Origin of the sequence: Exiguobacterium sp. FSL W8-0210 (genome assembly GCF_038006045.1) — a bacterium.
Classification (GTDB): domain Bacteria; phylum Bacillota; class Bacilli; order Exiguobacteriales; family Exiguobacteriaceae; genus Exiguobacterium_A.
Genome location: NZ_JBBOUK010000001.1, coordinates 1,301,380 through 1,326,610 on the forward strand (window position 1 = coordinate 1,301,380; position 25,231 = coordinate 1,326,610).

29 protein-coding genes and 1 pseudogene are annotated in these 25,231 nt (G+C 48.2%); 17 read left to right on the forward strand and 13 right to left on the reverse strand.

Annotated elements, in window-relative coordinates; all coding sequences use genetic code 11:
• The first annotated feature begins 81 nt into the window (after positions 1-81).
• The 7 genes from MKY22_RS06725 (at position 82) to MKY22_RS06755 (ending at position 6,539) form a co-directional block, all read left to right on the forward strand.
• On the forward strand, positions 82-1,035 hold the full coding sequence (locus MKY22_RS06725; protein ID WP_251137689.1) for an SMI1/KNR4 family protein: 954 nt from the start codon (positions 82-84) through the stop codon (positions 1,033-1,035).
• A 36-nt stretch (positions 1,036-1,071) separates the two neighbouring features.
• Positions 1,072-1,500 (forward strand): BsuPI-related putative proteinase inhibitor, encoded by a 429-nt coding sequence (locus tag MKY22_RS06730; protein ID WP_341087658.1) that lies wholly within the window; start codon positions 1,072-1,074, stop codon positions 1,498-1,500.
• Between the two features lie 444 nt (positions 1,501-1,944).
• Positions 1,945-2,838, forward strand: coding sequence for an N-acetylmuramic acid 6-phosphate etherase (murQ, locus tag MKY22_RS06735; protein ID WP_341087660.1), 894 nt, complete (start codon positions 1,945-1,947; stop codon positions 2,836-2,838).
• A 12-nt stretch (positions 2,839-2,850) separates the two neighbouring features.
• The gene (locus MKY22_RS06740; RefSeq protein ID WP_149427152.1) at positions 2,851-4,224 is read left to right on the forward strand and encodes a PTS transporter subunit EIIC; all 1,374 of its coding nucleotides are present in this window, start codon (positions 2,851-2,853) and stop codon (positions 4,222-4,224) included.
• Positions 4,225-4,307: 83 nt separating this feature from the next.
• Positions 4,308-5,354: a DUF871 domain-containing protein gene (locus tag MKY22_RS06745; RefSeq protein ID WP_341087663.1), complete on the forward strand. Its 1,047-nt coding sequence runs from the start codon at positions 4,308-4,310 to the stop codon at positions 5,352-5,354.
• Positions 5,351-5,878: a general stress protein gene (locus tag MKY22_RS06750; protein WP_341087665.1), complete on the forward strand. Its 528-nt coding sequence runs from the start codon at positions 5,351-5,353 to the stop codon at positions 5,876-5,878. The genes MKY22_RS06745 and MKY22_RS06750 overlap by 4 nt, the downstream gene beginning before the upstream one ends.
• A gap of 103 nt (positions 5,879-5,981) precedes the next feature.
• Entirely contained in the window at positions 5,982-6,539 is a 558-nt protein-coding gene (locus MKY22_RS06755; RefSeq protein WP_251137927.1) for a DUF1349 domain-containing protein, read from the forward strand.
• Between the two features lie 283 nt (positions 6,540-6,822).
• Here MKY22_RS06755 and MKY22_RS06760 read toward each other — a convergent pair whose 3' ends face one another.
• Complete coding sequence (locus MKY22_RS06760) at positions 6,823-7,929, reverse strand: citrate synthase/methylcitrate synthase (RefSeq protein ID WP_311247214.1); 1,107 nt, start codon at positions 7,927-7,929, stop codon at positions 6,823-6,825.
• 165 nt (positions 7,930-8,094) lie between these two features.
• Between MKY22_RS06760 and MKY22_RS06765 the strand changes: the two genes are divergently transcribed.
• Positions 8,095-8,361 carry a hypothetical protein gene (locus tag MKY22_RS06765; protein WP_341087671.1) on the forward strand — a complete coding sequence of 89 codons (267 nt, stop codon included), beginning with the start codon at positions 8,095-8,097 and terminating at the stop codon, positions 8,359-8,361.
• 53 nt (positions 8,362-8,414) lie between these two features.
• On the opposite strand, the gene MKY22_RS06770 is transcribed toward MKY22_RS06765, so the two are convergent.
• The 6 genes from MKY22_RS06770 to MKY22_RS06795 all read right to left on the reverse strand — a co-directional run bounded on the left by MKY22_RS06770 (position 8,415) and on the right by MKY22_RS06795 (position 13,863).
• Entirely contained in the window at positions 8,415-9,194 is a 780-nt protein-coding gene (locus MKY22_RS06770; RefSeq protein ID WP_215147917.1) for an HAD-IIB family hydrolase, read from the reverse strand.
• Positions 9,195-9,320: 126 nt separating this feature from the next.
• Positions 9,321-10,016 (reverse strand): dihydropteridine reductase, encoded by a 696-nt coding sequence (locus MKY22_RS06775; RefSeq protein WP_341087676.1) that lies wholly within the window; start codon positions 10,014-10,016, stop codon positions 9,321-9,323.
• A 28-nt stretch (positions 10,017-10,044) separates the two neighbouring features.
• Positions 10,045-10,797 (reverse strand): iron ABC transporter ATP-binding protein, encoded by a 753-nt coding sequence (locus tag MKY22_RS06780; protein WP_341087678.1) that lies wholly within the window; start codon positions 10,795-10,797, stop codon positions 10,045-10,047.
• Positions 10,794-11,858 (reverse strand): iron chelate uptake ABC transporter family permease subunit, encoded by a 1,065-nt coding sequence (locus MKY22_RS06785; protein ID WP_341087681.1) that lies wholly within the window; start codon positions 11,856-11,858, stop codon positions 10,794-10,796. The genes MKY22_RS06780 and MKY22_RS06785 overlap by 4 nt, the downstream gene beginning before the upstream one ends.
• The gene (locus tag MKY22_RS06790) at positions 11,855-12,850 is read right to left on the reverse strand and encodes an ABC transporter permease (RefSeq protein WP_341087683.1); all 996 of its coding nucleotides are present in this window, start codon (positions 12,848-12,850) and stop codon (positions 11,855-11,857) included. Before MKY22_RS06790 ends, MKY22_RS06785 begins: the two co-directional genes overlap by 4 nt.
• A 20-nt stretch (positions 12,851-12,870) precedes the next feature.
• A complete protein-coding gene (locus MKY22_RS06795; RefSeq protein ID WP_341087685.1) occupies positions 12,871-13,863 on the reverse strand; it encodes a siderophore ABC transporter substrate-binding protein in 993 nt (330 codons plus the stop codon).
• Positions 13,864-14,245: 382 nt separating this feature from the next.
• On the opposite strand from MKY22_RS06795, the gene MKY22_RS06800 reads away from it, so the two are divergent.
• The 3 genes and pseudogenes from MKY22_RS06800 (at position 14,246) to MKY22_RS06810 (ending at position 15,202) form a co-directional block, all read left to right on the forward strand.
• On the forward strand, positions 14,246-14,521 hold the full coding sequence (locus MKY22_RS06800; protein ID WP_341087686.1) for a hypothetical protein: 276 nt from the start codon (positions 14,246-14,248) through the stop codon (positions 14,519-14,521).
• Positions 14,522-14,545: 24 nt separating this feature from the next.
• Positions 14,546-14,674 (forward strand): annotated as a pseudogene (locus MKY22_RS06805) (GAF domain-containing protein); the annotation flags it as partial.
• An 18-nt stretch (positions 14,675-14,692) separates the two neighbouring features.
• Entirely contained in the window at positions 14,693-15,202 is a 510-nt protein-coding gene (locus MKY22_RS06810) for a GGDEF domain-containing protein (RefSeq protein ID WP_341090086.1), read from the forward strand.
• A 55-nt stretch (positions 15,203-15,257) separates the two neighbouring features.
• On the opposite strand, the gene MKY22_RS06815 is transcribed toward MKY22_RS06810, so the two are convergent.
• Entirely contained in the window at positions 15,258-15,815 is a 558-nt protein-coding gene (locus tag MKY22_RS06815) for a hypothetical protein (RefSeq protein WP_341087687.1), read from the reverse strand.
• A 255-nt stretch (positions 15,816-16,070) separates the two neighbouring features.
• Here MKY22_RS06815 and nikA point away from each other — a divergent pair, with 255 nt between their 5' ends.
• The 5 genes from nikA to MKY22_RS06840 are packed head-to-tail and all read left to right on the forward strand — an operon-like array spanning position 16,071 to position 21,074.
• On the forward strand, positions 16,071-17,681 hold the full coding sequence (gene nikA / locus MKY22_RS06820) for a nickel ABC transporter substrate-binding protein (RefSeq protein WP_341087688.1): 1,611 nt from the start codon (positions 16,071-16,073) through the stop codon (positions 17,679-17,681).
• 12 nt (positions 17,682-17,693) lie between these two features.
• The gene (gene nikB, locus MKY22_RS06825; protein ID WP_341087689.1) at positions 17,694-18,635 is read left to right on the forward strand and encodes a nickel ABC transporter permease; all 942 of its coding nucleotides are present in this window, start codon (positions 17,694-17,696) and stop codon (positions 18,633-18,635) included.
• Positions 18,632-19,477 carry a nickel ABC transporter permease subunit NikC gene (nikC, locus tag MKY22_RS06830; protein ID WP_445298367.1) on the forward strand — a complete coding sequence of 282 codons (846 nt, stop codon included), beginning with the start codon at positions 18,632-18,634 and terminating at the stop codon, positions 19,475-19,477. The genes nikB and nikC overlap by 4 nt, the downstream gene beginning before the upstream one ends.
• Positions 19,474-20,280 carry an ABC transporter ATP-binding protein gene (locus tag MKY22_RS06835; RefSeq protein WP_445298368.1) on the forward strand — a complete coding sequence of 269 codons (807 nt, stop codon included), beginning with the start codon at positions 19,474-19,476 and terminating at the stop codon, positions 20,278-20,280. The genes nikC and MKY22_RS06835 overlap by 4 nt, the downstream gene beginning before the upstream one ends.
• Entirely contained in the window at positions 20,277-21,074 is a 798-nt protein-coding gene (locus tag MKY22_RS06840; protein ID WP_341087690.1) for an ATP-binding cassette domain-containing protein, read from the forward strand. The genes MKY22_RS06835 and MKY22_RS06840 overlap by 4 nt, the downstream gene beginning before the upstream one ends.
• Positions 21,075-21,120: 46 nt before the next feature.
• Here MKY22_RS06840 and MKY22_RS06845 read toward each other — a convergent pair whose 3' ends face one another.
• From MKY22_RS06845 to MKY22_RS06860, 4 genes are all read right to left on the reverse strand, one after another.
• Positions 21,121-21,891: an ABC transporter permease gene (locus MKY22_RS06845; RefSeq protein ID WP_341087693.1), complete on the reverse strand. Its 771-nt coding sequence runs from the start codon at positions 21,889-21,891 to the stop codon at positions 21,121-21,123.
• Positions 21,888-22,772: an ABC transporter ATP-binding protein gene (locus MKY22_RS06850; protein WP_341087701.1), complete on the reverse strand. Its 885-nt coding sequence runs from the start codon at positions 22,770-22,772 to the stop codon at positions 21,888-21,890. The genes MKY22_RS06845 and MKY22_RS06850 overlap by 4 nt, the downstream gene beginning before the upstream one ends.
• Positions 22,769-22,996 carry a PLDc N-terminal domain-containing protein gene (locus MKY22_RS06855; RefSeq protein WP_341087703.1) on the reverse strand — a complete coding sequence of 76 codons (228 nt, stop codon included), beginning with the start codon at positions 22,994-22,996 and terminating at the stop codon, positions 22,769-22,771. The genes MKY22_RS06850 and MKY22_RS06855 overlap by 4 nt, the downstream gene beginning before the upstream one ends.
• 100 nt (positions 22,997-23,096) lie before the next feature.
• Positions 23,097-23,615, reverse strand: coding sequence for a transcriptional regulator (locus tag MKY22_RS06860; RefSeq protein WP_341087704.1), 519 nt, complete (start codon positions 23,613-23,615; stop codon positions 23,097-23,099).
• A 151-nt stretch (positions 23,616-23,766) separates the two neighbouring features.
• On the opposite strand from MKY22_RS06860, the gene MKY22_RS06865 reads away from it, so the two are divergent.
• Positions 23,767-24,015 (forward strand): hypothetical protein, encoded by a 249-nt coding sequence (locus MKY22_RS06865; RefSeq protein ID WP_035408387.1) that lies wholly within the window; start codon positions 23,767-23,769, stop codon positions 24,013-24,015.
• A gap of 55 nt (positions 24,016-24,070) precedes the next feature.
• Here the strand turns inward: MKY22_RS06865 and solA are convergent, their stop codons facing one another.
• The gene (solA, locus tag MKY22_RS06870; RefSeq protein ID WP_341087705.1) at positions 24,071-25,213 is read right to left on the reverse strand and encodes an N-methyl-L-tryptophan oxidase; all 1,143 of its coding nucleotides are present in this window, start codon (positions 25,211-25,213) and stop codon (positions 24,071-24,073) included.
• Positions 25,214-25,231: the final 18 nt, after the last annotated feature.

Consider the following 25,231-nt stretch of genomic DNA (forward strand, 5'->3'; position numbering starts at 1 on the left):
CCAAATAATTGAAAAAATGGTATGGTGTATAGGGTAAAATCGTATTATTCACGAATGTGAAGGTGAAAAGGATGGGGACCCATGAAACAAATGAACCAAATCGAAGCAATACTTGACGTCTTAACACAAAAAATCAATCACGGATCGACCTTCATTCAGCGGCGATACGACACAGGAGTCGCTCAATTCAATCTGAATGATCCGGTGACGGAACAGGCGATTCAGTCGTTTGAAAAACAGTTCAAGTTAACGTTACCAAGTGAATATAAGACATTCCTTCGTTTACATGACGGAGCGGAGTTGTTCATGATTCAAGGTCTTGGCATCGAACTCTATCCGCTTGAAAAAGTCATTGAATTGACGATCCAGGCTAAAGAGGACGACCTGATCCATGAAGACTACGATCATTTCTTGATGATTGGCGAAATGAACGAAGGATACGTCTTGATCCATACGGAAGATGCGAAGACGGAGGAGACGCCGTATATGCACTGGATGTTTCATGAGTTGTCGACAGAGGAAACTGACCCAATCGGACAGAACTTCGGCACGTTTCTTGAATATGCGATCATTGCGCAAGGGGATATGTTCTGGGAGTTCAAGGACTTCTCGATTGCAACAGATGCTTATTATGTAGAGGACTACAATTCCGAAGAGGAAGTGAGCAAACCTAGACCAATTCGTTTCGTCGACTCGGTTCGCGTTGAAATCGAGTATCCGATTGCGAAGAAAAATGCTTGTTTCTCGGTTAAGATTTTCGAAGGAAAACAAGAAAAAGAACGTCTTGGCAGTAGCTACGACTCGGATTCGTGTTTTGAAAAAGTGATGCAATCGGTTCGGGAATATCTAATGGCAGAGAGATTTCAGTATTCATCGATCATGGTCTTTCAAAAAGAACACCGATTTTGGCAGAACGATGACGAGACGGGTGACTCGTTGATTCGCAACCATAATCCGCAACGTCAAGGACTGAGCTTCGATGGATATCGTGCTTTCGTCGAGGAGCCACCTCGCCCACTCCCAGGGTGGGAATGATTCAGAAATTTCTTCACACAGAACGGAGTTTTACAGATGAAAAAATGGTTGTTATTCCCCATGATACTTTGTTTGAGCGGTTGTATGATTCAACCGCAAAGTGGGAGTGAGACGAATGAGACATCCTTCAAAGGGACTACGAAAGAGGGACTCGTCTTTGAATACAAATTGACGAACACAGGAGACCATGCATTTGATGTCGTAGCTCGCTCTGGGCATTTGTTGAATGTCATCGTTCGTGAGAGCAAATCAAGGACTGTCGTCTTCGATTCAAGAAAGCAACAGAGTAAAACAAGCCAACAAAAGAAACGCGTCAAAGCATCAGAAACCGTCGTTCTCAAACAAACGGTACAAGGCGGTACGATCGAGCCGGGTACATATGATATCGAATATCTCGTTGAGGAGAAAGAAAAGAATAGCGACAGTTCTAGTTCGGTAGAGGATATGGAAGAGAAATTAAAATGATTTACGCCTCTGGTGAACGACTTCTTCAATAAATATCTTAGAGCCTCATGCAGGTTCCGGTACGAATGATGCTATTAGTAACATGAGATGTAAAAAGTGGTTTCATAGGAAGCTGATTTTTGTCCTTTAGGCAACTAACGGGTGAAAATCAGCTTTTTGTTTATCAATGATACTATGCGACGCTGCTCTATCAACTGACGATTGATCAACCCTAGGTCCACGAATCCCATTGCTCCTTGAAACAATCGGTCGCGACCAAGTCTGTTCCTTACTCGATTTTTCAAAAGAGATGGTCAGCGAAGCCCGCAGGAAATCTGCTGATCCATCCTGAAAAAGAAGAAAAGAACTTTATTATTGTATATAGAAATTTAATTTCAAAATTAAATAAAAAATATTGAATTAAAATTTCTTAATTGTATAATAAAGGGAGGGATAACAGAAAGGGTGAAGCAGATGTTAGATCAGTTAGCAACGGAACGTCGAAATGAGCGCACGATGCATCTCGACGATATGTCGGTCGAAGATGTGTTGCGCGTGATGAATGCCGAGGATCAAACGGTCGCGACGGTCATTCGGGAACAAATTCCCGTTATCGCGGAAGTCGTCAAACACGTCATTGCATCATTCAAAAACGGAGGACGCTTGATTTACATCGGTGCTGGTACGAGCGGACGACTCGGGATTCTTGACGCGGCAGAATGTGTGCCGACATTCGGGGTCTCACCAGACATGGTCGTTGGTTTGATTGCTGGCGGCGAACGCGCGTTAATTAAGGCGGTCGAGGGGGCAGAGGATAGTCGGACGCTTGCCGTCGACGATTTGAAAGCGCTCCAGCTAGAAGCGCGTGATACGGTCATCGGGATCGCAGCAAGCGGGCGGACGCCGTATGTCATCGGTGGTCTTGATTACGCGAAGGAAGTCGGAGCGGTGACGGCAGCGATTTCTTGCAACACGGATGCGGTCATCAGTCAGCACGCGCGTTATGCGATCGAAGTCGAAACGGGTCCGGAAGTCTTGACGGGGTCAACAAGACTAAAGGCTGGAACAGCGCAAAAGCTCGTCTTGAACATGATTTCGACGGCGGCGATGATTGGTGTCGGCAAGGTCTATCAAAACCTGATGGTCGACGTCCAGTCAACGAATGAAAAACTGGAGATTCGGGCGAAGCGGATGATCCGTGAGGCGACAGGAGTCGATGCCGTAACGGCGGAGCGTGTCTTTAGTGAAGCACACGGGCACGTCAAGACGGCGATCGTCATGATTCTCGCGAATGTTTCGTATACGGAAGCCGTCGAACGATTACAACATGCAAACGGATTTGTCCGAGACGCACTCTAAGGGGGAAACACGATGAAGAAGGAAGAAGTGCTGGCACACGCGATTCTTGAGCACGTCGGTGGAAAAGATAATCTCCGGCAGCTTGCGCACTGTATGACGCGGGTTCGATTATCGCTAAAGGATCCGACGCAAGCAGATATCGATGCGTTAAAGCGGATTGATGGGGTCATGGGGGTCATCGATGACGAGACGTTACAAATCGTCGTCGGTCCGGGAACGGTCAATCGGGTAGCAGACCACTTAAGTCGCGAAACAGGACTCGCGATCGGAGAAGAGTCCGTTGATCCGAACTTGACGCCAGAAGAACGAGCTGCCGTCGAACGGCAAAAAGTAAAAGCAAAACAACAGTCTCCGTTCAAACGCTTCTTGCGCCGAATCGGGAACATCTTCATTCCGCTCATTCCGGGTCTTGTTGCTTCCGGTATCATCAACGGTGGTGCGAACTTCGCGAAAAATGCGGGTGTCGATGCAACACAGACATGGATGCAGATTTTACTCTTGATCGGTGGGACGGTCTTTGCATATCTCGCAATCCTTGTCGGTTGGAATACGGCGAAGGAGTTCGGCGGAACACCGGTGCTCGGGGCGATTGCCGGTGGAATTCTATTCAACCCCGTGCTTGCGGACATCACAATTTACGGGGAACCGCTCGTTCCAGGCAGGGGCGGCTTGTTTGGTGTCATCTTCGCTGCGTGGTTGATGACGTATCTTGAGAAACACATCCGTCGCTTCATGTTCGCATCGATCGATATCATCTTTACGCCACTGTTTACGGTGCTGATTGTCGGATTTGCCTCGCTCTATGCGATCATGCCGGTTGCTGGACTCTTGTCAGACGGTATCATGAAAGCAATCAATGCCGTGCTTGAGGTCGGTGGACCACTCGCCGGAGCCGTGCTGGCTGGCTTCTTCCTACCACTCGTCATGGTCGGTCTCCACCATGGATTGACACCAATCCATCTCGAGTTCTTGAACACGATTGGTAACACACCACTCTTACCGATTCTTGCGATGGCAGGAGCGGGTCAAGTCGGGGCGGCAATGGCGATTTTCGTCAAGACGCGCAATCCGCGCCTGCGTAACATCATCAAAGGGGCGATTCCGGTCGGATTCCTCGGAATCGGTGAACCGTTGTTATACGGTGTTACGTTGCCGCTCGGTCGTCCGTTCGTAACGGCATGTCTCGGCGCAGCAGTCGGTGGTGCCTTCCAAGCAACGATGAAGACGACGGCGCTTGGAGTCGGCGTATCCGGTTTGTCATTGACACCGTTGATCGACAACGGAATGTACTTGACGTACATCGGTGGTCTCGTCATCTCGTACGCGGCAGGATTCCTGTTCACGTATTGGTTCGGTTTCAAAGAAGAGATGGCAGACGGTATTTAAGGTATTGAAAAGCAGTTGAATCCTTCGAAAAAGAAGGAATCAGCTGCTTTTTCCCTAAGTAGATAAAGAGAAGGAGTGAGTAGATGAAAGGATTATCAATCTATTTAAGTGAACCGATCACAGACGAGACGAGCGAGTGGCTACAGCGGATGCGTGTTGTTGGCTTTACGTCGCTCTTTACATCGCTACATATTCCCGAGGACGATTCTTCACTGTACGTCGAACGCTTGCAAGCGCTCGGTCGTTTAGCACGTGAGCTCGGATTCGAACTCGTGGCGGACATCGCACCAGCGTCGCTCGCGACGCTCGGCAAGACATGGGAGACAGCAGCGACGTTAACGGACTGGGGCGTCACTGGACTGCGTCTTGATTACGGCATCAGCCCGCAGCAAATCGCGACGTTATCGAACCAAATGATGGTCGCGCTGAACGCTAGTACGTTAACAGCAGATGAATTAACGGAGATGAAGGCACAGGGTCTGCGAATCGATCACACGGAAGCGTGGCATAATTTTTATCCGCGACCGGAAACAGGACTCGACCGGACGTGGTTTGATGCAAAGAATGCTTGGTTGCAGGCGCAAGGATTACGGGTTCAAGCATTCATACCGGGTGACGAGACACTCCGTGGACCGTTGTTTGAGACGTTACCGACACTTGAAGAACACCGGCATGCGTCACCGTTCGCCAGTTATATCGATTTACAATCGACCGTCGATCGAATCCTCGTCGGAGATCCACGATTGACGGAGGCGACGATTCGGCAATTCGAAGCAGAGCAAGACGGAATCATCCTCCTCCGAGCCGTGGCGAACGGACGACAGATACAACGAGAGACGGAAACGAATCGGTTTGATCCGGCGCGGGATGTCATTCGGTCCGTCGAGTCGCGGATGAAGCCGTCGACGATCGATCTAACACCGCAAGATCCGTCTGCCCGCCCGCTTGGCACAATCACGATTGATAATGAACGCTACGGGCGATACGCGGGCGAGGTTCAAATCACGAAACGTAATCTACCTGCGGATGAGCGAGTCAACGTTCTCGGACGTGTCGTTGAGGCCGATCAACCATTGATCGCACAGCTTGGTCCAGGAAGTAAATTCCGGATTGACTGGGTGGCGCCATGAGGCAGATCGTTGCCGAGCGCTTCGCCTATCTATACCGAGGGGAATTGTTCACGGTCATCACGATTTTACCACTCAGCTGGTTTGGTAATCGTGTCTTTCCGCAACTTCAATTATTTGAACTCAGTGCCTTTTGGATGTCACTGTTTTTGTTTGAGCTGTTGTTGATTCAAGGAGCTTGGTATTGGTACAGCAAGTCAAGGCGTCTGAAGAAGGAAGGAACGTCAATTACCCGAGAACCGGTCGTCCGACGATTACGTCACTGTCGTGTCATCAATCTGGCTTTGATCGTTCTGACAGCGTGTGCGTTCGGAATCGACTGGATTCGTTTTCAATCTGAGCTTCCGGTGTATGGAATACGAATCACCTTGTTTCTATATATTTTCGCAATCCTTGAATATATCAATTATTTCCATATCCAACTGATGTACGATAACCGGTCAGATGTGCAATACTTAATACGGAACAGACGTTTGAAACGATCAGCATTGAATAAGGATATGCAACGACTTCGTAAAGTAGTCTGAGGGTTCATAGAAAATAGGAGGGATTGTATGCTCGATATGCTCATTCGTGGCTATCGAAAGTTACGGAAATTAAGAGGGCGTTGAGAAAAAGGAGGATATGTTGATGAATTGGCTCAATCAACCGTCGCGTATTAAAGAAGAGACACCGTTACGCTTCATGACGGATCCGGATACGGATTTTTGGCGCAACACACATTATCAGTTTAATCGTCAGACGGGGCATGCGTTGTTGCAGGATGCTCCAAATGGAGAATTCAAATGCCGGATTGAAGTGAAATTAAAACCGAATGCTACATATGATCAAGCGGGGATTTTACTTTATGTGAATGACGATCACTGGGTGAAAGTCTCGGCTGAGTTCATTCCGGATGGTCCATCACATCTGGGTGCCGTCGTGACGAGCTTTGGGTACTCGGACTGGTCGTGTCGGGATGTCGACAACACACTATTTGATGCACCGCTTGTCTTTGAACTCCACTATCTCAATCAAGATGTCACGTTGTATCACGTAACAGGAGAGCACAAAGAGCAACTCCGGATCGCACACTTACATGACGTGACCGATTTGAAGATCGGACCGTATGCGTGTAGTCCGGATGTAGAAGCCGCAGGGTGTGAAGTGGAAGTACTAGATTTCTCATTAGAAACTATCGTTAAATAAAACGCCATAGCAAATGGGGCTGACTCAAAAGTCAGTCTCTACAAAGATAAGGATGGCAGAATGATGATCTGCCATCCTTATCTCGTAACAAAAAGAATGACGCGTTTCGCGCCACTCCTACAGGAAAAGCGCATTTATGCGCTGTCAGAGACGAACAAGACCCGCTTTCCTGCTTCAACGGAGCAGGAAAACTGGCTTGTGTCTCGCCTGAGGAAAGGGCGTGAAAAGACGCGTCATTCTTTTTTTGAGTCAGCTTCATTTTTTGATCGTAACTAGAGACTAATCAAAACTTAGCTGCTTGTTCCGGCATCTGTCCTGTGTATGACGATTGAGGTCTGAAGATCCGGTTGTCTTGCGATTGTTCGAGGATGTGTGCCGTCCAGCCGATGATACGGCTAGAGGTGAACGTCGGTGTGAACAGTTCTTTCGGAATGTCGAGTCCTTTTAAGACGGCTGCCGCGAAGAATTCAACATTCGTATACAGTTTTCTACCCGGTTTGTATTCCTCGAGTAAATCGATCGCTGTTTGCTCCATTTGTGTAATCAGGTTGAACCAATCGCTCTCTTGTGCGAGACCCTTTGAGACGACTTTCAAGGCTTCTGAACGCGGATCGCGTGTTTTATAGACGCGGTGACCAAAGCCCATCAATTTTTCGCCTTTTTCTAATTTGTTCCGAATCCACGGTTCGATGTTGTCGATCGTTCCGATCTCATTAATCATCTCAATGACTTCTGACGGGGCACCACCATGAAGCGGTCCTTTCATGGAGCCAATCGCAGCACAGACGCCAGAAATTATTTCCGATTCCGTCGAAACGACGACACGGGAAGCGAACGTCGAAGCATTCATACCGTGTTCAATCGTTAGAATCAGATACGCCGTCAGCGCTTTGATCTCGACGTCACTTGGTAATTGTCCTTTAATCATATAGATGTAATTCGCGACGTGATCGAGTTCCGGATTCGGTTCGATGAAGTCAGCGCCTTGATTTTTTTGATATTTATAGGCGATGATCGATGGCAAGAGTGCTGTTACGTGCATCGCTTGATCAATTGTCGGTGGCCAAGCGAAAGCGGGTGTGCCGAGTGCCGAGATTGCTGTTCGCATCGTACTCATGACATCCATCTCGTTCGGCAATGTATCGAGAATCGTCTTAATATAAGAAGGAAGTTCACGGTAGCTCGTCATCTGTTCCTTGAATGTGACCAGTTCCGCTTCAGTCGGGAACGCACCGTTCCAGATGAAATACGCCACTTCTTCGAATGAATAGGATAATGCGAGTTCCTTTGCCCAGTGTCCACGATAGATAAGGTGACCTAATGTTCCATCGACTAAACCGATTTGTGTTTCAGCGGCAATGATGCCCTCGAGTCCTTTTTTGTATTCCATCTTCAACACTCCTTTTCTAATATTTACTGTCAGTATGACTTACAACGATACCAAATCACCAGTTATTTGAATGCGTTTCCAAAATTATTCTGTGAAGCGCTATAATTAGAGGGCATTCTGTTTCATGAAACAAATCAAATAGATAGTAACCATGAAGGAGTACATATGAATAAAGAAATGATCATTCGCTTATTGGGATTTTTCTTTGTATTACATGTCTTTTTAATGATCGATATTTTCTTTTCAGTGAGCCGAACGATTCTTGAGCCGCTTGCATTAGTCTTTGCTTCATTGACCATGCTCATTCCTGTGAAACGGCTCAAGCCACTAGAGGAACAAACGCTGTCGGTTTTCAAATCGAGTATCGCTGTCTTAGTAGGAATGCTCTTGATGGGCGGATTATTCTTACCCATCGTATTTCTCTTTGGATGAGTAACTATTGATAGAGATTTAACTATTGATCCGAAAATTTCACCAGGCGTTATTTAGGAATACGACGTGGAATAGACGTATTTTTGGCTTAGATGCCTGATTTGTTCGACTATGTGAGATTCTAAAGGACTGGTGGAGTCAATGGTGTGATCTGCGTAAAAACGGAGTGATTTATGGCTTCCGATCATGACCGCATACTGTGCTCCTTTGAATAGCTCGATATCATTCGCGTCATTCCCAAAAGCAATGTATCCCTCGCTCTCGATCCCGAGTGATTGTAAAGCAGTCCGTTTATTGATGGTGGTCGGACTAATGTCCAATACTTGTTCCGATCCATGATAATGAACAACGACATCCATTCGAAGCAGCTCGTTTTCTAAGGATTTCAGATTGTTGGCACTCAAAATGAGGATTTTTATGATTCGATCATGGTGAGCTAGCGGAACATTTTGTGCCGTCTTACCCGGATCTAGATTGTTCAGAATAGGATGGTCTTGCGGTCCGTTATATGTATAATCCCAATCACTATCGATTAAATATGTGGCTTTATGCTTGTCGAGTAATTCTGTGATAAAAGAAAGCTCACGATCGTCGAACGATTTTGATTGAACGATTGTTTGTTCCGATGCGACCAACGATCCGTTTCCGCCGATTAAGATATGATCATGGAATGAAGGATGAATGACAGGTAGCATGTCACGGATAGGACGTGCTGAAGCAAAAATCACACGGTGCCCGTCGTTCTCAACTGCATGAAGCGCCTGTACGATGTCTTGAGACATCGGTTTTCCTTTAAAACAGATTGTTCCATCGAGATCAAATACAAAATTCATAAGCAACCCTCCAAAAGTCAGTTGATGCACTTATCATAACAAATATTTACAGATAACATACCAATTCTTTATTTTGAGAAAACAAAAAAAGACTCCAGTCAATGCTGAAGTCTAATCATTGGTACCTTATACAAAAAACGTATCTCGCTGGTCCTGACGTTTATCAATCATGATCTGTGCTGCCGGAATGTTAGCAGTCTGCAACACGTCAATCGTGTCTCGGAGAAATTCATCACTGCCAACGATGTAGAACAACCCTTCCTTATCCGCTGTCATCGCTTTGACAGCATCGTAGTAGGCAGCGCGACTCTCTACATAAGCAGGGCTAAACTGCTCGTGCGAAGGAAGCTGAGTTTTGAATAGTTCAGTGCGCGCCGAGTCGACATTTAACGAGTGCATGTGCGGAATACCACTTCTGTCAGCCTGATGTTGCAGGATGATTGGTCGAAACGTTGCCAAACCGACGCCTGCTGACAGTAAGTACACCGTACGATTTTCCCGACGTAGTGGAATGTTCGAATGCGTCTTAAACAAAGCAATCTTCTCACCCATTTTCAGCTGCCGAAGTGTCTGCTTAAAGACGGAACATTCTGGTTTGATCCGCGTCGTGATGCCGATCGTTTCTTCATGAGGGAGCGTCGAGATCGACATATGCCGAATCAGACTGCGGTTCGGCTTTTCGCCTGCATTAAAACCTTCTAGCGCCATATGCGTATGGGCGCCTTCCTCCCAAACGAAACCATCTGGAAGTTTTAAATGAAAAGTATAGGTATGTTCGCCCTCTTGCGTCACTTGTTCTAGGGGTAGCCAATCGATCTGCATCATTCATTCCTCATTTCCATATAAAGTATCAATAGACGGCAATCGGACCGTATGGACCTTCGATGATCTCAAGATGAGTCTCGAAGATCTCGGATAATAGCGCTTCATCCATGACTTCGGCAACCGTTCCGAAGGCGGCGATTTGTCCGTCCTTCATCGCACAAATGTGGTCTGCGTATTTCGCAGCAAAATTGATATCGTGCAAGACGGTGATGATCGTCCGTCCGAACGTATCAGCGACGTGTCGTAGGTAACCCATCATCTGGACCGAGCGGGCGATATCAAGATTATTGAGAGGTTCGTCGAGTAGAATGTATTCCGTTTCCTGACAGAGTACCATCGCGACATATGCCCGTTGCCGCTGTCCGCCCGATAATTCATCGAGGTAGCGGTTCTCAAGCGACGTCAACTCGAGAAAATCGATGTATTTCGAGATGATCGTCTCATCGTCAGCCGTCAAGCGACCTTTTGAGTAGGGAAAACGTCCGAAGCCGACGAGCTGCCGGACTGTCAGCCGGGTTACAAAATGATTTTCCTGCCGCAGGATGGTGATGATCTTCGCTAAGTCTTTCGATTTGCTACTTGTCACGTCCATCCCGGCGACTTCGATCTGTCCGGCATCGAGATCAAGCAAACGACCGATCATCATCAACGTCGTCGACTTACCGGCACCGTTTGGACCGATCAACGCCGTGAATCCGCCTTTAGGAATCGTTAAGTCGATTGGACCGATTCGGACCTCATCCGTATACAATTTTTTAACTTGTTCAAGTGATATCATAGGGACCTCTTTCTAAGCAACACGATAAGGAATATCAGCCCGCCGAACAGTTCGATGATGACGGAGACGACGCTTGGCGTGTTGAAAATGTGATACATGAAGAAATAGGCAGTCGTTAAAACGAAGAAGCCGATTGCGAATGCCATCGGGAAGACGTATTTATGATCATACGTCGCAGCGACTTGATAACTGAGTGTCGCCACTAAAAAGCCGAAGAACGTCAATGGTCCGATCAGAGCCGTCGACATCGACATCAGGAGTGAAATCAAAATCAAGAAGTAGATGACACTGCCGCGATGATTGACACCGAACGATGTCGCAACCTCTTTTCCGAGTGCGACGACGTTAAGTCGTCCGGACGAAAAGTAAAGCAACAGACCAACGACGAGGACGACCGGAATGACGATCGGGAAGTAAGCTGCGTCGGCATTCGTGACTGAACCGAATAATCGTGCTTGTAAGATATCGAACTCGGACGGCGCGAGCATCTTTCGCATGAATGACGATAGCGAGTTGAGACCAGTACCGAGAATGATTCCGACGAGCAACATCAGCTGCAGGTTCGCATATTTTCCGGACAACAACCATCCGTATAATAAGAGACTCATCGCGAGCATGATTGCGACCTGTGTCAAAAAGGCGCTCGTGCCGGTAAAGCCGACGAGTGCTCCCGCACCGAAGAAAAAGATCATCGATGTCTGGATCGTCGAGTAGAGAGCATCAAAACCAAGCAGGGATGGTGTGATGATCCGGTTGCTCGTGACCGAATGAAAGGCGACGGTCGCAAGACTTTGGCAAATTGCTGCGATCGCCATCGTGATGACTGCCGTGATCCGGCGTTCGACGACCGGCCAAAAGGACGGAGAAGCAAACGGAACCGGGTTATTGTAGAGCAAGAGACCGATCGTACTGAGCACTCCGCCGCTGAGGAACAGAATGAGGAGAATCCAGTAGCAGCGCTCGAGTCGTTTCGACTGAAACGCAGACGCTCGGCGATTGGTTTCACGTGTAACGCTCGGTTGAATTCGTGTATGTTCTTGTTGTCTAATCGCGGTACTCATCTGACACCTCCAGTCTTCCGTCGACGTAACAGAATGATGATGAAGACAGCTGCCCCGACCGTTCCGAGAATCAAGGAGACCGGTAGCTCAAACGGACGGATGATCGTGCGTGAAATCAGATCACTAATTAGAATCGTTGCCATGCCAATCAGACAGACCCACGGCAAATTACTACGAAGATCGTCACCGCGAAACATCGAGACGATGTTCGGAACGATCAAGCCGAGGAAGGGCAAATTGCCAATGACAGTCGCGACGACACCGACGGATAGGGCAATTAGTCCGGTCGCAATCAGCATCAGCCGGTTGTAGTTGACGCCGAGACTCGTCGCGACGTCTTCGCCGAGTCCGACGAGCGTCAAGCGACTCGCGAGAAAGAAGATGCAGACCGTGACACCGATGATGATCCAAAGGTATTCGTAGCGACCGATCTGGACGGATGCGAACGAGCCGACGAACCAGCCTTCGATTGCCTGACTGGCACGGAAGAACAACCCGAGGAACGTCGAAATCGCGGAGATGACGGCTCCGAGCATCAGACCGATGATTGGGACGATCAACGATGACCGTAATCGGACCGAACGGAGAAACCAGAAGAAGACCATCGTTCCGATGAATGCAAAAAGAATAGCACCGGTCATCCGCATCATTAGTGACGGTGCCGGAACGAGTAAGTAAACGGCTAACAGTCCGAGTCCTGCCCATTCGATCGTTCCCGTTGTCGTTGGTTCAACGAGCCGGTTTTGCGTGATCAGTTGCATGACAAGTCCTGCCATCGCCATCGCAGCACCGGTCAGCATCAAAGCGAGCGTCCGCGGAACGCGCGTGATCCAGAACATATCGAAATCGTTCGCGGCACTCCGTAGTTCGTAGACGCCCGTGAAGAGGGACGCCGTCGCGAGCGCTAAGACGAGACATAAGGTCAAGACGAACGGCTTCGTCCAAACGACAGAAAAGGAAGGTCGAGCGGGTGGCTCAACTCTTCCATTCATTTGTTGCTGTGCATGTGCCATTACTTCTTGAGCGCTTTCGCGATGTCAGTAAAGAATTCCGAGTACGTCTGGATCGATTCATTTAAGTACGTATCTTTTGGTGCATAGACGATGTTGTCGTCTTTGATTGCTTTCGTTTTTTGCAGAGCAGGCGCACGGTCGATGACATCTTGCGCCGGTACGGCACCTTCTGCGTTTCCGAGTGGCGCGTCACGGTCAAGGACGAGTAGCCAGTCCGGGTTACTTTGAGCAATCGCTTCGACCGAGACTTCATCACCTTGATCGTTCCCTGATTTTTGTTTAACTTCGAGCGCTGGTTTCCAGTCGAACAAATCATACATCGGTCCGAAGACACGTCCACTCATCGGCGCTGAGAATCCAATATCGCCACCCGAGACGATGACCGACATGACGCTGTCCTGTCCGTTATACGATTTTTTGACGTCTTTGATCGATTGCTCGAGTGTCGTCACGAGCTGATCCGCTTCTTGTTTTTTATCGAAGATCTGTCCGAGTGTCTCTGTCGTATCTTCAAGACCTTTGACGAGTAACTCACCTGGCGTACCAGAGTCTTCCGGCAATGCGATGTCAAGATCGATGACAGCGGCGTTTGGAACGAGTTTTTTGATGTCTTCATAATGATCAGCGAAACGCTGTCCGACGATGACGACGTCCGGATTGACACCAGCAATCGCTTCGAGGTCCGGTTCGAAGTGCATGCCGACATCGACGATATCCTTATCTTTTGCATAAGGTGACTCAGCCGGGAGCAGTCCGACTGGTGCTGCAACAAGTTCGACGTCCCATGCGGCAAGCGTCTCAAATGTCCGGTTATCGAGTGCGACGACTTTCTTCGGATCAACCGGAACGTTGACCGTTCCGTGTGCGTCCTTGATTTTGACCGTCTTTGGTGCTTCTGCGTCCTTCTTCGTGTCCGCTTCTCCTGCATTCCCGCATGCTGCGAGTAAAACAGCAAGCGAACTCACGACGAGTGGTGTTTTCCATTTCCCCATGATGATTCAGCTCCTCATATTTGATTTGATAACACATAAATCACGGATTGAGCAGCAGATGGATTATGTATGACTACGTGATTAATCTGTTCTCAATAAGTGATAATGATTATCATTGTCATGTTCAATGAGAATCATAGCAAACGAATTCGGAAGACGCAATGCTCATTTCCAGTCAAATGGCTGTCCGAATTTTTACCTTCTATAAACTATACGAAAATAAAAAAATGATAATCCTTCTCATTTGGATGTAGAAATAGGACCATCGGACGCTTTTGAGCAACAGAGGTTTAGACGACTTCAAAAAGAGAAAGTGGTAATATATGTATCAAATTTTCAAATCAGAGACGCTACAGAAGATGACTTCGAAATGAGGTGCTGTATGAATCAACCATTTGAAGAATTGAAGATGTATCAAAATTTTGATGAGCTCGCAGACGATGTACTCGATTTCGCAAAAGAGATTTTACCGGATCAGATGTTGTACTTATCAGCGATCGAAGCAGGACAACAACGAATGTTAAAGATTGCAAACGATAAAGCAGATATTCCGATGGTGGAAGGCATGCAGATTGAACTGAACCAATCATTATGTAAACTGGTTGATTTCGAGACGAAACAGCCGGTCGTCCTCGAAGATATTCCAAACGCGGAATAACTCGGCGATTGGCGAAAAGGTTTAGAGGAGGCTCACGTCCTGTCCTACTTAGGGATTCCAATCGTCTTGACGAGCGGGGAAACGTTCGGGACGTTATGTGCGATCAATAATCGGGTCAGCTTGTATGAACAGAAGAATGTTCAGCTATTGCAACGGATCGTCCGACTCTTCTTGTACTATCTGGAGCTTGAGCGTCATGCTTGGAAGGATGCGTTGACAGGACTGTATAATCGGCGTTACTTAACGAAGCAGTTCGAGGATCATCCCGGACAGACAGGAGCGGTGTTCTTCCTTGATCTCGATGGCTTTAAGCAAGTCAACGACGTCTTTGGACACGAGACGGGGGACATTGTTTTGCAAGAGGTCGCGCAACGTCTGCGACAGTTCGTGCGCGAACAAGACGATGCGATGGCCGTGCGCCTAGGCGGTGATGAGTTCATCCTCCATTTCGGTCATGCTGATTCAAGGGAAAGGTGGGAGCGACTCGCGAAGCGGATCGTCACTTCGTTAAGTGAGTGGGAAACAGATTACCGAGTGTCAACAAGTATCGGGATTGTGATATATGACACCGAATTTCGTCCAGAGTTAAAAGTCTTGCTACAGCAGGCGGACGTTGCACTATATGCCGCTAAGTCGTCAGTAAAGAATACGTATCAGTTCTATGAGCAGGCGAATAAATGACGAAATATTAAAAGACACGACGCTTCTGAATCTCCTCAGAAACGATCAGGTCTTTTTACTTACTATGTAGGCGATGCACGATCCGAATGACGTCTTTTTTCGTACGGTCAGGAAACCTGAGACACAACGTCTCGACACAAGTCACAGGATCCTCATTCTCTAACAAGCGGAGGGCTTCCTTTACGACTGGATCAAGTGATTCGGTGACTTCGGAAGCTTTAGCAGTCGAGTCGCTCAAGTGATGCATCAAATAAAACAACAATGTATGGATAAAAACGAGGACGACTTTCGTCGCAAACGAAATCGTGATGGACTCAACATAGAGATCCATCCAAAGCAGGACACTTAAACTTACCCAAAAATTCACTACGGTAAAGAGTACGTTCGAGACAGGGCGTTTAAAAAGGCCACCGAACGCACGCATCACCCCATCGAACACGACGCTAACGAGTAGACTGACAAGATAGAAGCATAAAAGAAATACGAGACAACCAACGAACGAGTCATAGGAAACATCTCCGACGGATAAAATCAGTCCATCGATCATCAGTAAAGGGAGCACTAAGAGCAGACTGAGCAACACAAGCGAGACGGAGGAAATCAGTCGTGACATCCTATCATCCTTTCCGTACAAATGATTTCCTTAGACAAGAAATGCAGCATACAAACTAGGATACCGCTTAACACAGTTGATTACAATTATTTACAAACAAGAGGCGTACACAGAATGTTACTCAGTTAAGCGTGGAAACCCTGTCAAAAAGCGTCTTTACGTCCAGTTAACATCTGGATTATCCATTGACAATCCTTCCCTTTCCCTCTTACAATTGAAAATGATTATCAATACAAGTTGGGAGATCTATCTACCATGAACATTAACCGTAAAAAATTACTAATTTCTACCGTCTCGATCCTGTCTTTGACATCATTATTGATCGGCTGCTCGAATCCGGGCGAGTCGACAGGAGAGCGAAAAGATAAAGATACATTGACGCTCGCGTGGCCACGCGACGTTGGAACAATGAACCCACACGTCTATAATCCATCACAACTGTTTGCACAGTCGATGATCTATGAGCCACTCGTCCACTACGGCGAAGGTGGAAAGCTTGAGCCATACTTAGCCTCATCTTGGAAGATTTCTGAAGACGGAAAAACGTATACGTTCACGCTCCGTGACGGCGTCAAGTTCTCAGACGGTTCGACGTTCGACGCAGCCATCGTCAAAAAGAATTTTGATGCGATCCTTAAACAAAAAGCCTTACATAGCTGGCTTGGGTTCATCACGAAAATCGAGAAGACGGAAGCGGTTGATGCGAAGACATTCCGTCTGACATTATCCGAAGCCTATTACCCGACGATTCAGGAACTCGCGGTCGTCCGTCCGGTACGTTTCCTCGGAGAGGCTGGATTCCCGGAGAACGGCGATACATCGAAAGGTGTCAAAAAGGAAGTCGGGACAGGTCCATGGATGCTCGACGAGTACAAACCGGATCAGTACGCGACGTTTAAGGTCAACAAGAACTACTGGGGACCGAAGCCGAACGTCGATCACATCAAGGTCGACATCATCCCGGATGCGGAGACACGTGTCTTAGCACTCGAAAAAGGACAGGTTGATCTAATTTACGGGGAAGGGGCGATCAGCATCGATGCCTTCAACCAGTTGAAGACGGATAAGTCGTACAAAACGCAGATGTCTGAACCAGTCGCGACGCGTCTCCTCGTCTTGAACACGAAAAATAAACGTCTGTCTGACGAACGCGTCCGCCAGGCGTTACAGCACGGGTTCGATAAAGCCGCCCTCGTTGAAGGGATCACGTCGGGATTAGAAGCACCGGCTGATTACCTTTTGCCACCGAACATGCCGTACACATCGAACTTGAAAGTGAAGCAACGGGATTATGACGTCAAGGAAGCGAATCGTCTTCTTGATGAAGCAGGTTGGAAACTGACAAAAGGTGAGAAGGTTCGCGTCAAAGACGGTCAACCATTGCAAATCGGGATGATGTATGACGCAGCAGAACAGGTCCAAAAGGCGATGGCCGAGACACTTCAGTCGGAATGGTCAAAAATTGGTGTCGAGCTGAAGACAGAAGCTGTCGAATTACCGGATCAAGTCCAGCGCTTCAAGGATAACCGGTTTGATATCAACTTCTACAGTAACTTCGGTGCGCCGTATGATCCGCATACGTTCGTGAACTTGATTGATACGGATGGCTTCGGCTTCAAGGAAGCGATTTCGGCTTATCCGAATAAAGAACAACTGTTGCAAGAGATCAAAGATGTCTTGAAGACGACGGACGAAACAAAGCGTCAGAAGATGTACGCCGACATTCTGCCATCGCTCCAAGATCAAGGTGCGTTAATTCCAATCTCGTACTTGAAGAAGATGGCGATCTATCAATCGGACGTGACGAACTTCCAGTTCCCAGCGAACCGAGACGAGAGTCCATTCGCGCGTATCGGAATCAAGTAAAGGAGGGATGACATGGGGGTCTTCCTCGTCAAACGTATATTATCCGTCATCCCGATCTTGTTACTTGCTGTCTTTATTCTAACCGGGTTGATTCATTTATCACCGGTTGATCCGGCACAGGCCTATCTATCTGCTGCCCATATCCAGCCGACGGATGAACTACTCGCTGCAAAACGAGCAGAATTTGGGCTCGATCAACCGTTTTATAAACAATATATCGATGCCGTCATCCGCTTGGCGCAGCTTGATTTCGGAACATCGTATCTATCGGGTAAACCGGTCCTTGAAGATGTCTTGTTACGCTTACCACCGACAGTCGAACTGGCTTTGACGAGTCTGTTGCTGGCGCTTGTCATCAGTATTCCACTCGGGTTCCTTGCCGGCATTAAGAAAAATGGCTTCTTTGACCATCTGAGTCGGGGAATCGCCTTCATCGGGGCTTCGATTCCGTCGTTTTGGCTCGGGTACCTGTTCATCTTCTTCTTTGCCGTAAAGCTTGATTGGTTTCCAGTCGGCGGGACAGGAAGTGTGATGCATTTGATTTTACCGGCATTGACACTCGCGTTTCCGTTGATTGCCCTTTATACACGCTTGCTGCGCGGAAGTGTGATTGAAGCATTGAATGAACCGTATGTCTTGTTTGCCCGGACACGTGGATTAAAGGAAGGACGGATTCTTGGCAAACACGTCCTTCGGATGGCGATTCCGCCGATGATCACGGGTCTTGGGATGAACCTCGGGAAGTTGCTGACGGGAACGATCATCGTCGAGACCGTTTTCTCGTGGCCCGGCTTCGGTCGCTACTTCATCGAAGCGATCTTTGATCGAGACATGCCGGTCATCCAAGGCTACGTCTTTCTCGCGGCACTCGTCTTCATCGGCAGCAGTTTGCTCGTTGATATCATTCAAGCCGTGCTCGATCCACGACTAGCGAAAAAAGGAGGAGCAGTATGAATACTCCACTTCCAGCAACGATGATCCGGTCGCGATATACACCGCTTCTTTATCTCTGTGCCCTCGTCTTGATTGGCATGGCAGGCGTTGCGTTGTTTGCACCGTGGATTGCACCGCATGATCCGAATCTCGTCGACTTGACGCAAAAGCTTCATGGACCTTCGTCAGCCTATCCGCTCGGAACCGACCAGCTCGGACGTTGTCTCTTGTCGCGCTTGATCTATGGTGCGCGGATCTCACTCGGGTGTGCCGTGTTGATTTTCATCGCCTCACTTGCAATCGGATTGTTCGTCGGAACACTTGCCGGCTATCGTGGCGGTTGGGTCGATCAACTCTTAATGCGTCTGTGCGACGGCGTAATGGCGTTTCCGAGTCTGATACTCGTCCTCGGTCTCGTCGGAATCTTTGGTCCGGGTCTCAAGCAGGTCATCATCGCCTTGATGCTCGTCCAGTGGGTTTATTACGCGCGGATGTTCCGCGGAATGGTCATGACGTTGAAGACGGAAGCGTTCATCGCGGCTGCTCGCGTCAACGGTTCATCTTCATGGAAGATCATCCGGACGCACATCCTGCCGAACATCTTACCGCCGCTACTCGTCATCGGGACACTTGAGATGGGCTGGGCGATCATGGATATCTCGGCGATGTCGTTCCTCGGGCTTGGTGTCCAGTCACCGACAGCCGAGTGGGGCGCGATGATTCATGAAGGAAAATCGTACATTCGGACGAATCCGGAGTTGATGATTTATCCAGGATTCGCGATCATGCTCGTCATCATTAGCTTTAATCTAGTAGGAGAACAGTTAGCAGAACAATTCGGTGTTTCAAAAACGATGAAATGAGAGGAGGTGCCCGTATCGAACCGATCTTAGCTGTCGACGGTCTGACCGTCCGTACGAAACAACAGATGACATTGATTGAAAAGGTATCGTTCTCGATTCAACCAGGTCAAATCCTCGGTCTCGTCGGAGAAAGTGGTTGCGGGAAGACAGTAACGAGTCTTGCGTTGATGCGTCTGCTTAATCCGCAAACGACAGACGTGACCGGTGATATCCGACTGGACGGAAAATCAATCCTTTCCTTATCGGAACGCGCTGTTCGGTCGATTCGGGGCGGTGAGATTGCGTTCATCATGCAAAATCCGATGAGTGCCTTCACACCGGTCTACTCGATCGGGCACCAGATGATCGAGACGATTCAGACCCATTCACGTTGTTCAAAGCGTGAAGCGAAACAGCAAGCGATGACGGCACTTGAAGAAGTTAATCTAACGGATGCCGCCCGGTTGCTCAAAGCTTATCCGTTCGAGCTGAGTGGCGGGATGTTGCAACGGATCATGATCGCTTTAGCCGTCGCCCTTCGCCCGAGCGTCCTGATTGCCGACGAACCAACGACCGCGCTCGACGTCTTCAATCAAAAGACGGTTCTTGAGTTACTTGAACGGATGCGGGCGAACTACGGAACGGCGATGTTACTCATCTCGCACGATCTCGGTGTGATCGCTGAACTTGCAGACGAAGTCCTCATCATGCAGCAAGGACGGATCGTCGAACAGGCGGATGTCTTTGAATTGTTTGATCGACCGCAGCATCCGTATACGCAGTCACTTCTCGCACAGCATATAGGAAGGGAGGCGCTCGGATGAGTCTACTGCAAATTGATCAAGTCTCGCATGTCTACAAGCGTCGGTTTCAACCAGCACAGATTGTCTTACACGAAGTCTCATTGACGCTTGAAGCCGGACGCTGTCTCGGGTTGCTCGGATCGAGCGGTGCCGGGAAAAGTACGCTCGGACGACTGTTGCTCGGACTCGAACGTCCCTCGAGCGGAACGATTTGGTTTAACGGTGTCGATCGCCACGCGACAAAACGTCCGTTTCAAGGTGACGTCCAAGTCGTCTTTCAGGACTCGTTTGCTGCCGTCAATCCGAAGCTGACAGCGGCTGATATCATTGCGGAACCGCTTGATAACTTCATTCGTTTAAAGGGAGATGCGCGGCAACGACGCTTGATGACGTTAATCGAACAAGTCGGGCTCAAGGCGACGGATTTGACGAAATATCCAGCGCAGTTCAGTGGCGGGCAACTCCAGCGAATCGCAATTGCGCGAGCGATTGCTGCTGAACCACGACTGATCGTTTTAGACGAAGCGGTCAGCAGTCTCGACATGGTCAACAAAAGATTGATTCTCGCTTTGCTAGCTGATTTAAAGCGAAAACATGGCTTAACATATGTCTTCATCACGCATGACATTAAAGCTGCCGAGCAACTCTGTGACAGCTTTGCAATTTTGGAGCAGGGACGCCTTGTCGGTCATTACCCGAGTCTAGCGGCGTTCGATGCTGCGACGGATCCTGCCGTTGAACGGATGCGTCAAGCGAAGCTTGCCATGCACCCAAGACAACGAACGATTCGAAAGACACAACCAAACAAAGGATAACGGACTGCTGAACGCTTCCGTTATCCTTTTTTGTTGTAGAGCCGGATCAGTAAGCCGTTTTTCGGAACTGAAGTGCCGACCAGCCGAGTGTGAGGACAATCCAAACGAGACAAGAAATGACACCGAACAGATGGGACGAAGAAAAAAACGATGTGTTCGATGGAACTGACAGAAGCGCACCAGGCATGAAAAATAGAACGTCTGGCTTTAGAGAAGGAAGTACAACAAGAAGCAAGGAGACGACGAGCGATAGGATGCCAATCGGTACAGCGCGTTGCAAGAAGGTGCTGATCAGTAATGTCAGACTAACGACGAACAACGTCCAAAGACTAAAATCGAGGATGATGCGTAGCGCAAGCATCGGCGAAAGGAATCCGAACCAATAGACGGTCAGACAATAGGACGTGAGTGCCCCGATTAGAATTCCGAATAAACTGATCATACCGTGACTGAACCATTTCGATAGCAGATAGACATTCCGAGAAACGGGACGCGTTAAAATGAAATCCTGCATGCCGGTTTGGCGATCTGACGCTAACAGTCCCATGAAGCTCATGATCAGAACGATCAAGCCAAGCTGATTGAACTGTCCATGAATGGTTGCGCTAAAGACGTCAAGTGATTGCGGAGCAGGACGATTCGGGTCAACGATGATGCCATCCGCGTTTCCGACGTGTGCGAGCAAGACATCCATATACATCAACAGCAATGGTTGCGTCACCCCGAGGGCAATGAAGAACAGCGGTAACCAAACGATCTTCCATTCTTTCCATGCTTCCAACCACTCGGTCCATGTCAGCGTATAAAAGGTCCTCATACGTCTGCCACCATGTCGAGGAATCGTTCCTCGAGTCCGATCGGTTGATAGGCAATTGAAGCAATCGACCATCCCTGTTGAATCAGAGTGATCGCTAATTGTGAGAGATCAAGCGGCTGCTGTGCGGAGAACTGATAGCAGCACGGGTTGATTCGATCAATCTCGACTCGTGGAAATCGTGTCGCAGAAAACGAAGGGACAGCTGTAAGCGTCTCGACTTGAATCCGGTTTTGATCCACGTTGCGTTGATTATCGAGCGGTCCTAGCAATTTTCCATGTTTAATGACGAGGAAGCGGTCGCAACACATCTTTGCGTCTTCTAACAAGTGCGTTGAGACGATGATCGTCATCCGTTTCTTTAAGCGGAGAATCAATTGATTGATATCATGTCGACCACTCGGATCTAGGGCGGAAGCCGGTTCGTCAAGAATCAAAAATGTCGGTTCATGTAAGATGGCTTGGGCGATTCCGAGACGTTGGCGCATGCCGCCGGACAGGCGTTCGATGACTTCTGTTTGTTGGTCGTGGAGTCCAACTTCATGTAGAACGGCTGGAATCCGCTTATTTAACGTTGCGCGATCGAGACCTGACAAGCGACCGAAAAAACGTAATGATTGTTCACACGTCATCCAAGGCTTAAAGTCGGTCTGTTGTGATAAGTAGCCGATCGATTGCTGGTGTTGACGGATGGAGCGCGAAGACATCGTGATGGACCCACGGTCACTCTCGATCATGCCGCTAAGACATTTCAGGAGTGTCGTCTTTCCGGCAGCATTCGGACCAATCAGTCCAAGACATTCATGTTCGTGAATCGTAAAGGAAATATCGTCTAGGATAAGACGTCGTTGAAGTGAAAGCTGGAGATGAGAAATCTGAATCATGCTGTCATCCTCCTTCCGAGGACGAAGTAGAGAATCGAGCCAATCGGCTGGACGAGGAGAATAATCAATAACCAAGTAGTCGGTGTCGCGATCCGGTCCTTGCGACTAAACCAATCGATACAGGCGCAGCTGAGTAGAATCAGGTTGATGGAGATATAAATCAATAATAGGGGCATAAAGCGTTCCCAGTCGATTTGTGATAAGGCAGAGAAATCTGTATTCATGAAACACCCTCCTTTTCTATTTCCATTATCAATAATGAAAATAGAAAAGTCAATAAAAGATGTACTGATAAAAAAACACTCTCCTGAATACAGAGAGTGTTTACGGTAAGATGACGAGTGAGACGGTCCGTTCTTTTGCCTGGTCTTCCATCTCCAAGTGATGATATTTTTCGAGCAATGTCCGCATGTCCTGTTGGAAATCATTGAAGGTTTCATCCGTCAGCTGCAGTTTAACAATCGAGAACGTCGAGTGGTCCTGACCTTCCATTTGAACGGTCTGTTCGAAGTATGTTTGGTACTGCTGTAAGACATACATGAAGTAGAACGAGACGAAATTCACTTTTTCGTCGTACGTCGCACTGTTCCAGTCCGCTTCGCTGATCTGGTAACCACTCGTGTTCAAGGCATAGATTTTCTCCTCGACTTTTCCGACGCGCTGGACGGCGACGATTTTCAACAACTGATCGTCCATCATCGCATTGACTTGCCGGTATAAGGTCGACTGCGGTACATCCGTTAAGCGTTGATTCAGTTGCATGATTGATAAACCATCTTCGAGATCAATCAATTCGAGTGCAATTTTAAAACGGACATGGTTTTTAAATAGATTAAAGTTCATGATGCATCTAACTCCTTCATCGATGAGATTCCTGAAGCTATCATATCATGCTACTAATGGTATTCTTAAAAATGATAATGTAAAAAGAAAGGAAATTTCAATTAAATCGAGAATAGTCTACAATGACACTAATTGGAAAAGGAGCGTTCCTATGAAAGATCCTAACTATCGATACGGTACATATGCACTTATCACAAGCTTTTTCTTATTTTTCATTGTTCAGATCTTCCGAGCATATGTGGAATTATCACCGGAATTTGCTGGCGAAGCACTGGAAGAATATCATTTGATGTACTTTCCAATCATCGCATTAGTCGTTGGAGTTGTCTTATTTATCAACGGCTGGTGGAAATCGACGGAAGCACAACATAAAGCCTTGTCGAATTCAGAGCAAAAATAACGTATGTAAGTTAAAAAGACCGTCAACGAAATTCTCGTTGACGGTCTTTTTAGGTTTATTCACTGACTTTCGTAAATCGTTCAATCGAAAATGCTGCAATCGGTTCAGGAGTCGATTTTTCGATGACTAGTTCACTGAGTACTTTTCCGACTAAGCTGCTGAACTTGAATCCGTGACCGGAAAAGCCGGCGGCGATCGCGATGTGCAGATAGTCCGGGTGCAGATCGATGATGAAGTCCTCGTCCGGTGTCATCGTATAAAGACATGTTTTGCCATGAGATAAGGTACCGATCGAGGGGATGAATGTGTTCGTGAACTGTCGTAAATCTGCCAGATCACCGGCTTCATGACCAAATGGACGGCGTGGATGATTCGGATCAACCGGGATACCACCATCGTGTCGTCCGATTTTCAGACCGGCTTGAGCGATACTTGGAAAACCGTAATAATAACCGGCGGGTGTATCAAAGGCGAAGGCAGGGAACACCGCGTCGTTGAATACTTTTTCCGCTGCTTCGAACCAGGCAAACGTCTTTCGGACCGGGCGAAGCGGTAAGGAGAGGCCGGTCTGTTCGAGCAATGGACCAGACCAGGCACCGGCTGCGACAATCAACGCTTCAGCTGAATAGGTGTCTGTTCCGATGGTCACGTCAACGCCAGTGGCGTGGGCGGTAAGCGTCGTCACTTTCGCATTCGTCCGGATGTCGACACCATTCGCGACAGCAAGATCGCGATACGCTTCAATACAATCCTCGCACTTCAACACACCAGACGTCGGTTCAAAACAACCGATATAATCGTCGGGCATCGTTAAGCCGGACCAGCGGATTCTAACTTCCTCAGCCGTCAGGACCTCGAGCGGTAAATCGTATTGCGCTGCACTCTTGATGATCGTCTGCATCGAACGGGACGAGCGTTGACCGGCATTCAAGACTCCGGTGTTCAGGAACAAGCTCCGACCACTGACCTGTTCTAACTCGTACCATAAGCGTTGCGCAGTTAACGCGAGCGGTACGTAAGCTTCCCCTTCACCATAGGCATGGCGGATGATCCGTGTCTCCCCGTGATGACTTGCTTGATCATGCGGCGGATTGTGGGCGTCTAGTAGTAAGATTTTTTGATTGGTTCGTGAAAGATAGTAACTGGCAGCCATTCCCATGGATCCGGCACCGACGATGATGACATCATATTGGGACATGTGGTTCGACTCCTTCAT

What these genes read in the sequence shown, in the direction of transcription:
- MKY22_RS06725 (WP_251137689.1), top strand. Translation starts at nt 82, where the DNA reads ATGAAACAAATGAACCAAATCGAAGCAATACTTGACGTCTTAACACAA.
- MKY22_RS06730 (WP_341087658.1), top strand. Translation starts at nt 1,072, where the DNA reads ATGAAAAAATGGTTGTTATTCCCCATGATACTTTGTTTGAGCGGTTGT.
- MKY22_RS06740 (WP_149427152.1), top strand. Translation starts at nt 2,851, where the DNA reads ATGAAGAAGGAAGAAGTGCTGGCACACGCGATTCTTGAGCACGTCGGT.
- MKY22_RS06745 (WP_341087663.1), top strand. Translation starts at nt 4,308, where the DNA reads ATGAAAGGATTATCAATCTATTTAAGTGAACCGATCACAGACGAGACG.
- MKY22_RS06750 (WP_341087665.1), top strand. Translation starts at nt 5,351, where the DNA reads ATGAGGCAGATCGTTGCCGAGCGCTTCGCCTATCTATACCGAGGGGAA.
- MKY22_RS06755 (WP_251137927.1), top strand. Translation starts at nt 5,982, where the DNA reads ATGAATTGGCTCAATCAACCGTCGCGTATTAAAGAAGAGACACCGTTA.
- MKY22_RS06760 (WP_311247214.1), bottom strand. Translation starts at nt 7,929, where the DNA reads ATGGAATACAAAAAAGGACTCGAGGGCATCATTGCCGCTGAAACACAA.
- MKY22_RS06765 (WP_341087671.1), top strand. Translation starts at nt 8,095, where the DNA reads ATGAATAAAGAAATGATCATTCGCTTATTGGGATTTTTCTTTGTATTA.
- MKY22_RS06770 (WP_215147917.1), bottom strand. Translation starts at nt 9,194, where the DNA reads ATGAATTTTGTATTTGATCTCGATGGAACAATCTGTTTTAAAGGAAAA.
- MKY22_RS06775 (WP_341087676.1), bottom strand. Translation starts at nt 10,016, where the DNA reads ATGCAGATCGATTGGCTACCCCTAGAACAAGTGACGCAAGAGGGCGAA.
- MKY22_RS06780 (WP_341087678.1), bottom strand. Translation starts at nt 10,797, where the DNA reads ATGATATCACTTGAACAAGTTAAAAAATTGTATACGGATGAGGTCCGA.
- MKY22_RS06785 (WP_341087681.1), bottom strand. Translation starts at nt 11,858, where the DNA reads ATGAGTACCGCGATTAGACAACAAGAACATACACGAATTCAACCGAGC.
- MKY22_RS06790 (WP_341087683.1), bottom strand. Translation starts at nt 12,850, where the DNA reads ATGAATGGAAGAGTTGAGCCACCCGCTCGACCTTCCTTTTCTGTCGTT.
- MKY22_RS06795 (WP_341087685.1), bottom strand. Translation starts at nt 13,863, where the DNA reads ATGGGGAAATGGAAAACACCACTCGTCGTGAGTTCGCTTGCTGTTTTA.
- MKY22_RS06800 (WP_341087686.1), top strand. Translation starts at nt 14,246, where the DNA reads ATGAATCAACCATTTGAAGAATTGAAGATGTATCAAAATTTTGATGAG.
- MKY22_RS06815 (WP_341087687.1), bottom strand. Translation starts at nt 15,815, where the DNA reads ATGTCACGACTGATTTCCTCCGTCTCGCTTGTGTTGCTCAGTCTGCTC.
- nikA (WP_341087688.1), top strand. Translation starts at nt 16,071, where the DNA reads ATGAACATTAACCGTAAAAAATTACTAATTTCTACCGTCTCGATCCTG.
- nikB (WP_341087689.1), top strand. Translation starts at nt 17,694, where the DNA reads ATGGGGGTCTTCCTCGTCAAACGTATATTATCCGTCATCCCGATCTTG.
- nikC (WP_445298367.1), top strand. Translation starts at nt 18,632, where the DNA reads ATGAATACTCCACTTCCAGCAACGATGATCCGGTCGCGATATACACCG.
- MKY22_RS06835 (WP_445298368.1), top strand. Translation starts at nt 19,474, where the DNA reads ATGAGAGGAGGTGCCCGTATCGAACCGATCTTAGCTGTCGACGGTCTG.
- MKY22_RS06840 (WP_341087690.1), top strand. Translation starts at nt 20,277, where the DNA reads ATGAGTCTACTGCAAATTGATCAAGTCTCGCATGTCTACAAGCGTCGG.
- MKY22_RS06845 (WP_341087693.1), bottom strand. Translation starts at nt 21,891, where the DNA reads ATGAGGACCTTTTATACGCTGACATGGACCGAGTGGTTGGAAGCATGG.
- MKY22_RS06850 (WP_341087701.1), bottom strand. Translation starts at nt 22,772, where the DNA reads ATGATTCAGATTTCTCATCTCCAGCTTTCACTTCAACGACGTCTTATC.
- MKY22_RS06855 (WP_341087703.1), bottom strand. Translation starts at nt 22,996, where the DNA reads ATGAATACAGATTTCTCTGCCTTATCACAAATCGACTGGGAACGCTTT.
- MKY22_RS06860 (WP_341087704.1), bottom strand. Translation starts at nt 23,615, where the DNA reads ATGAACTTTAATCTATTTAAAAACCATGTCCGTTTTAAAATTGCACTC.
- MKY22_RS06865 (WP_035408387.1), top strand. Translation starts at nt 23,767, where the DNA reads ATGAAAGATCCTAACTATCGATACGGTACATATGCACTTATCACAAGC.
- solA (WP_341087705.1), bottom strand. Translation starts at nt 25,213, where the DNA reads ATGTCCCAATATGATGTCATCATCGTCGGTGCCGGATCCATGGGAATG.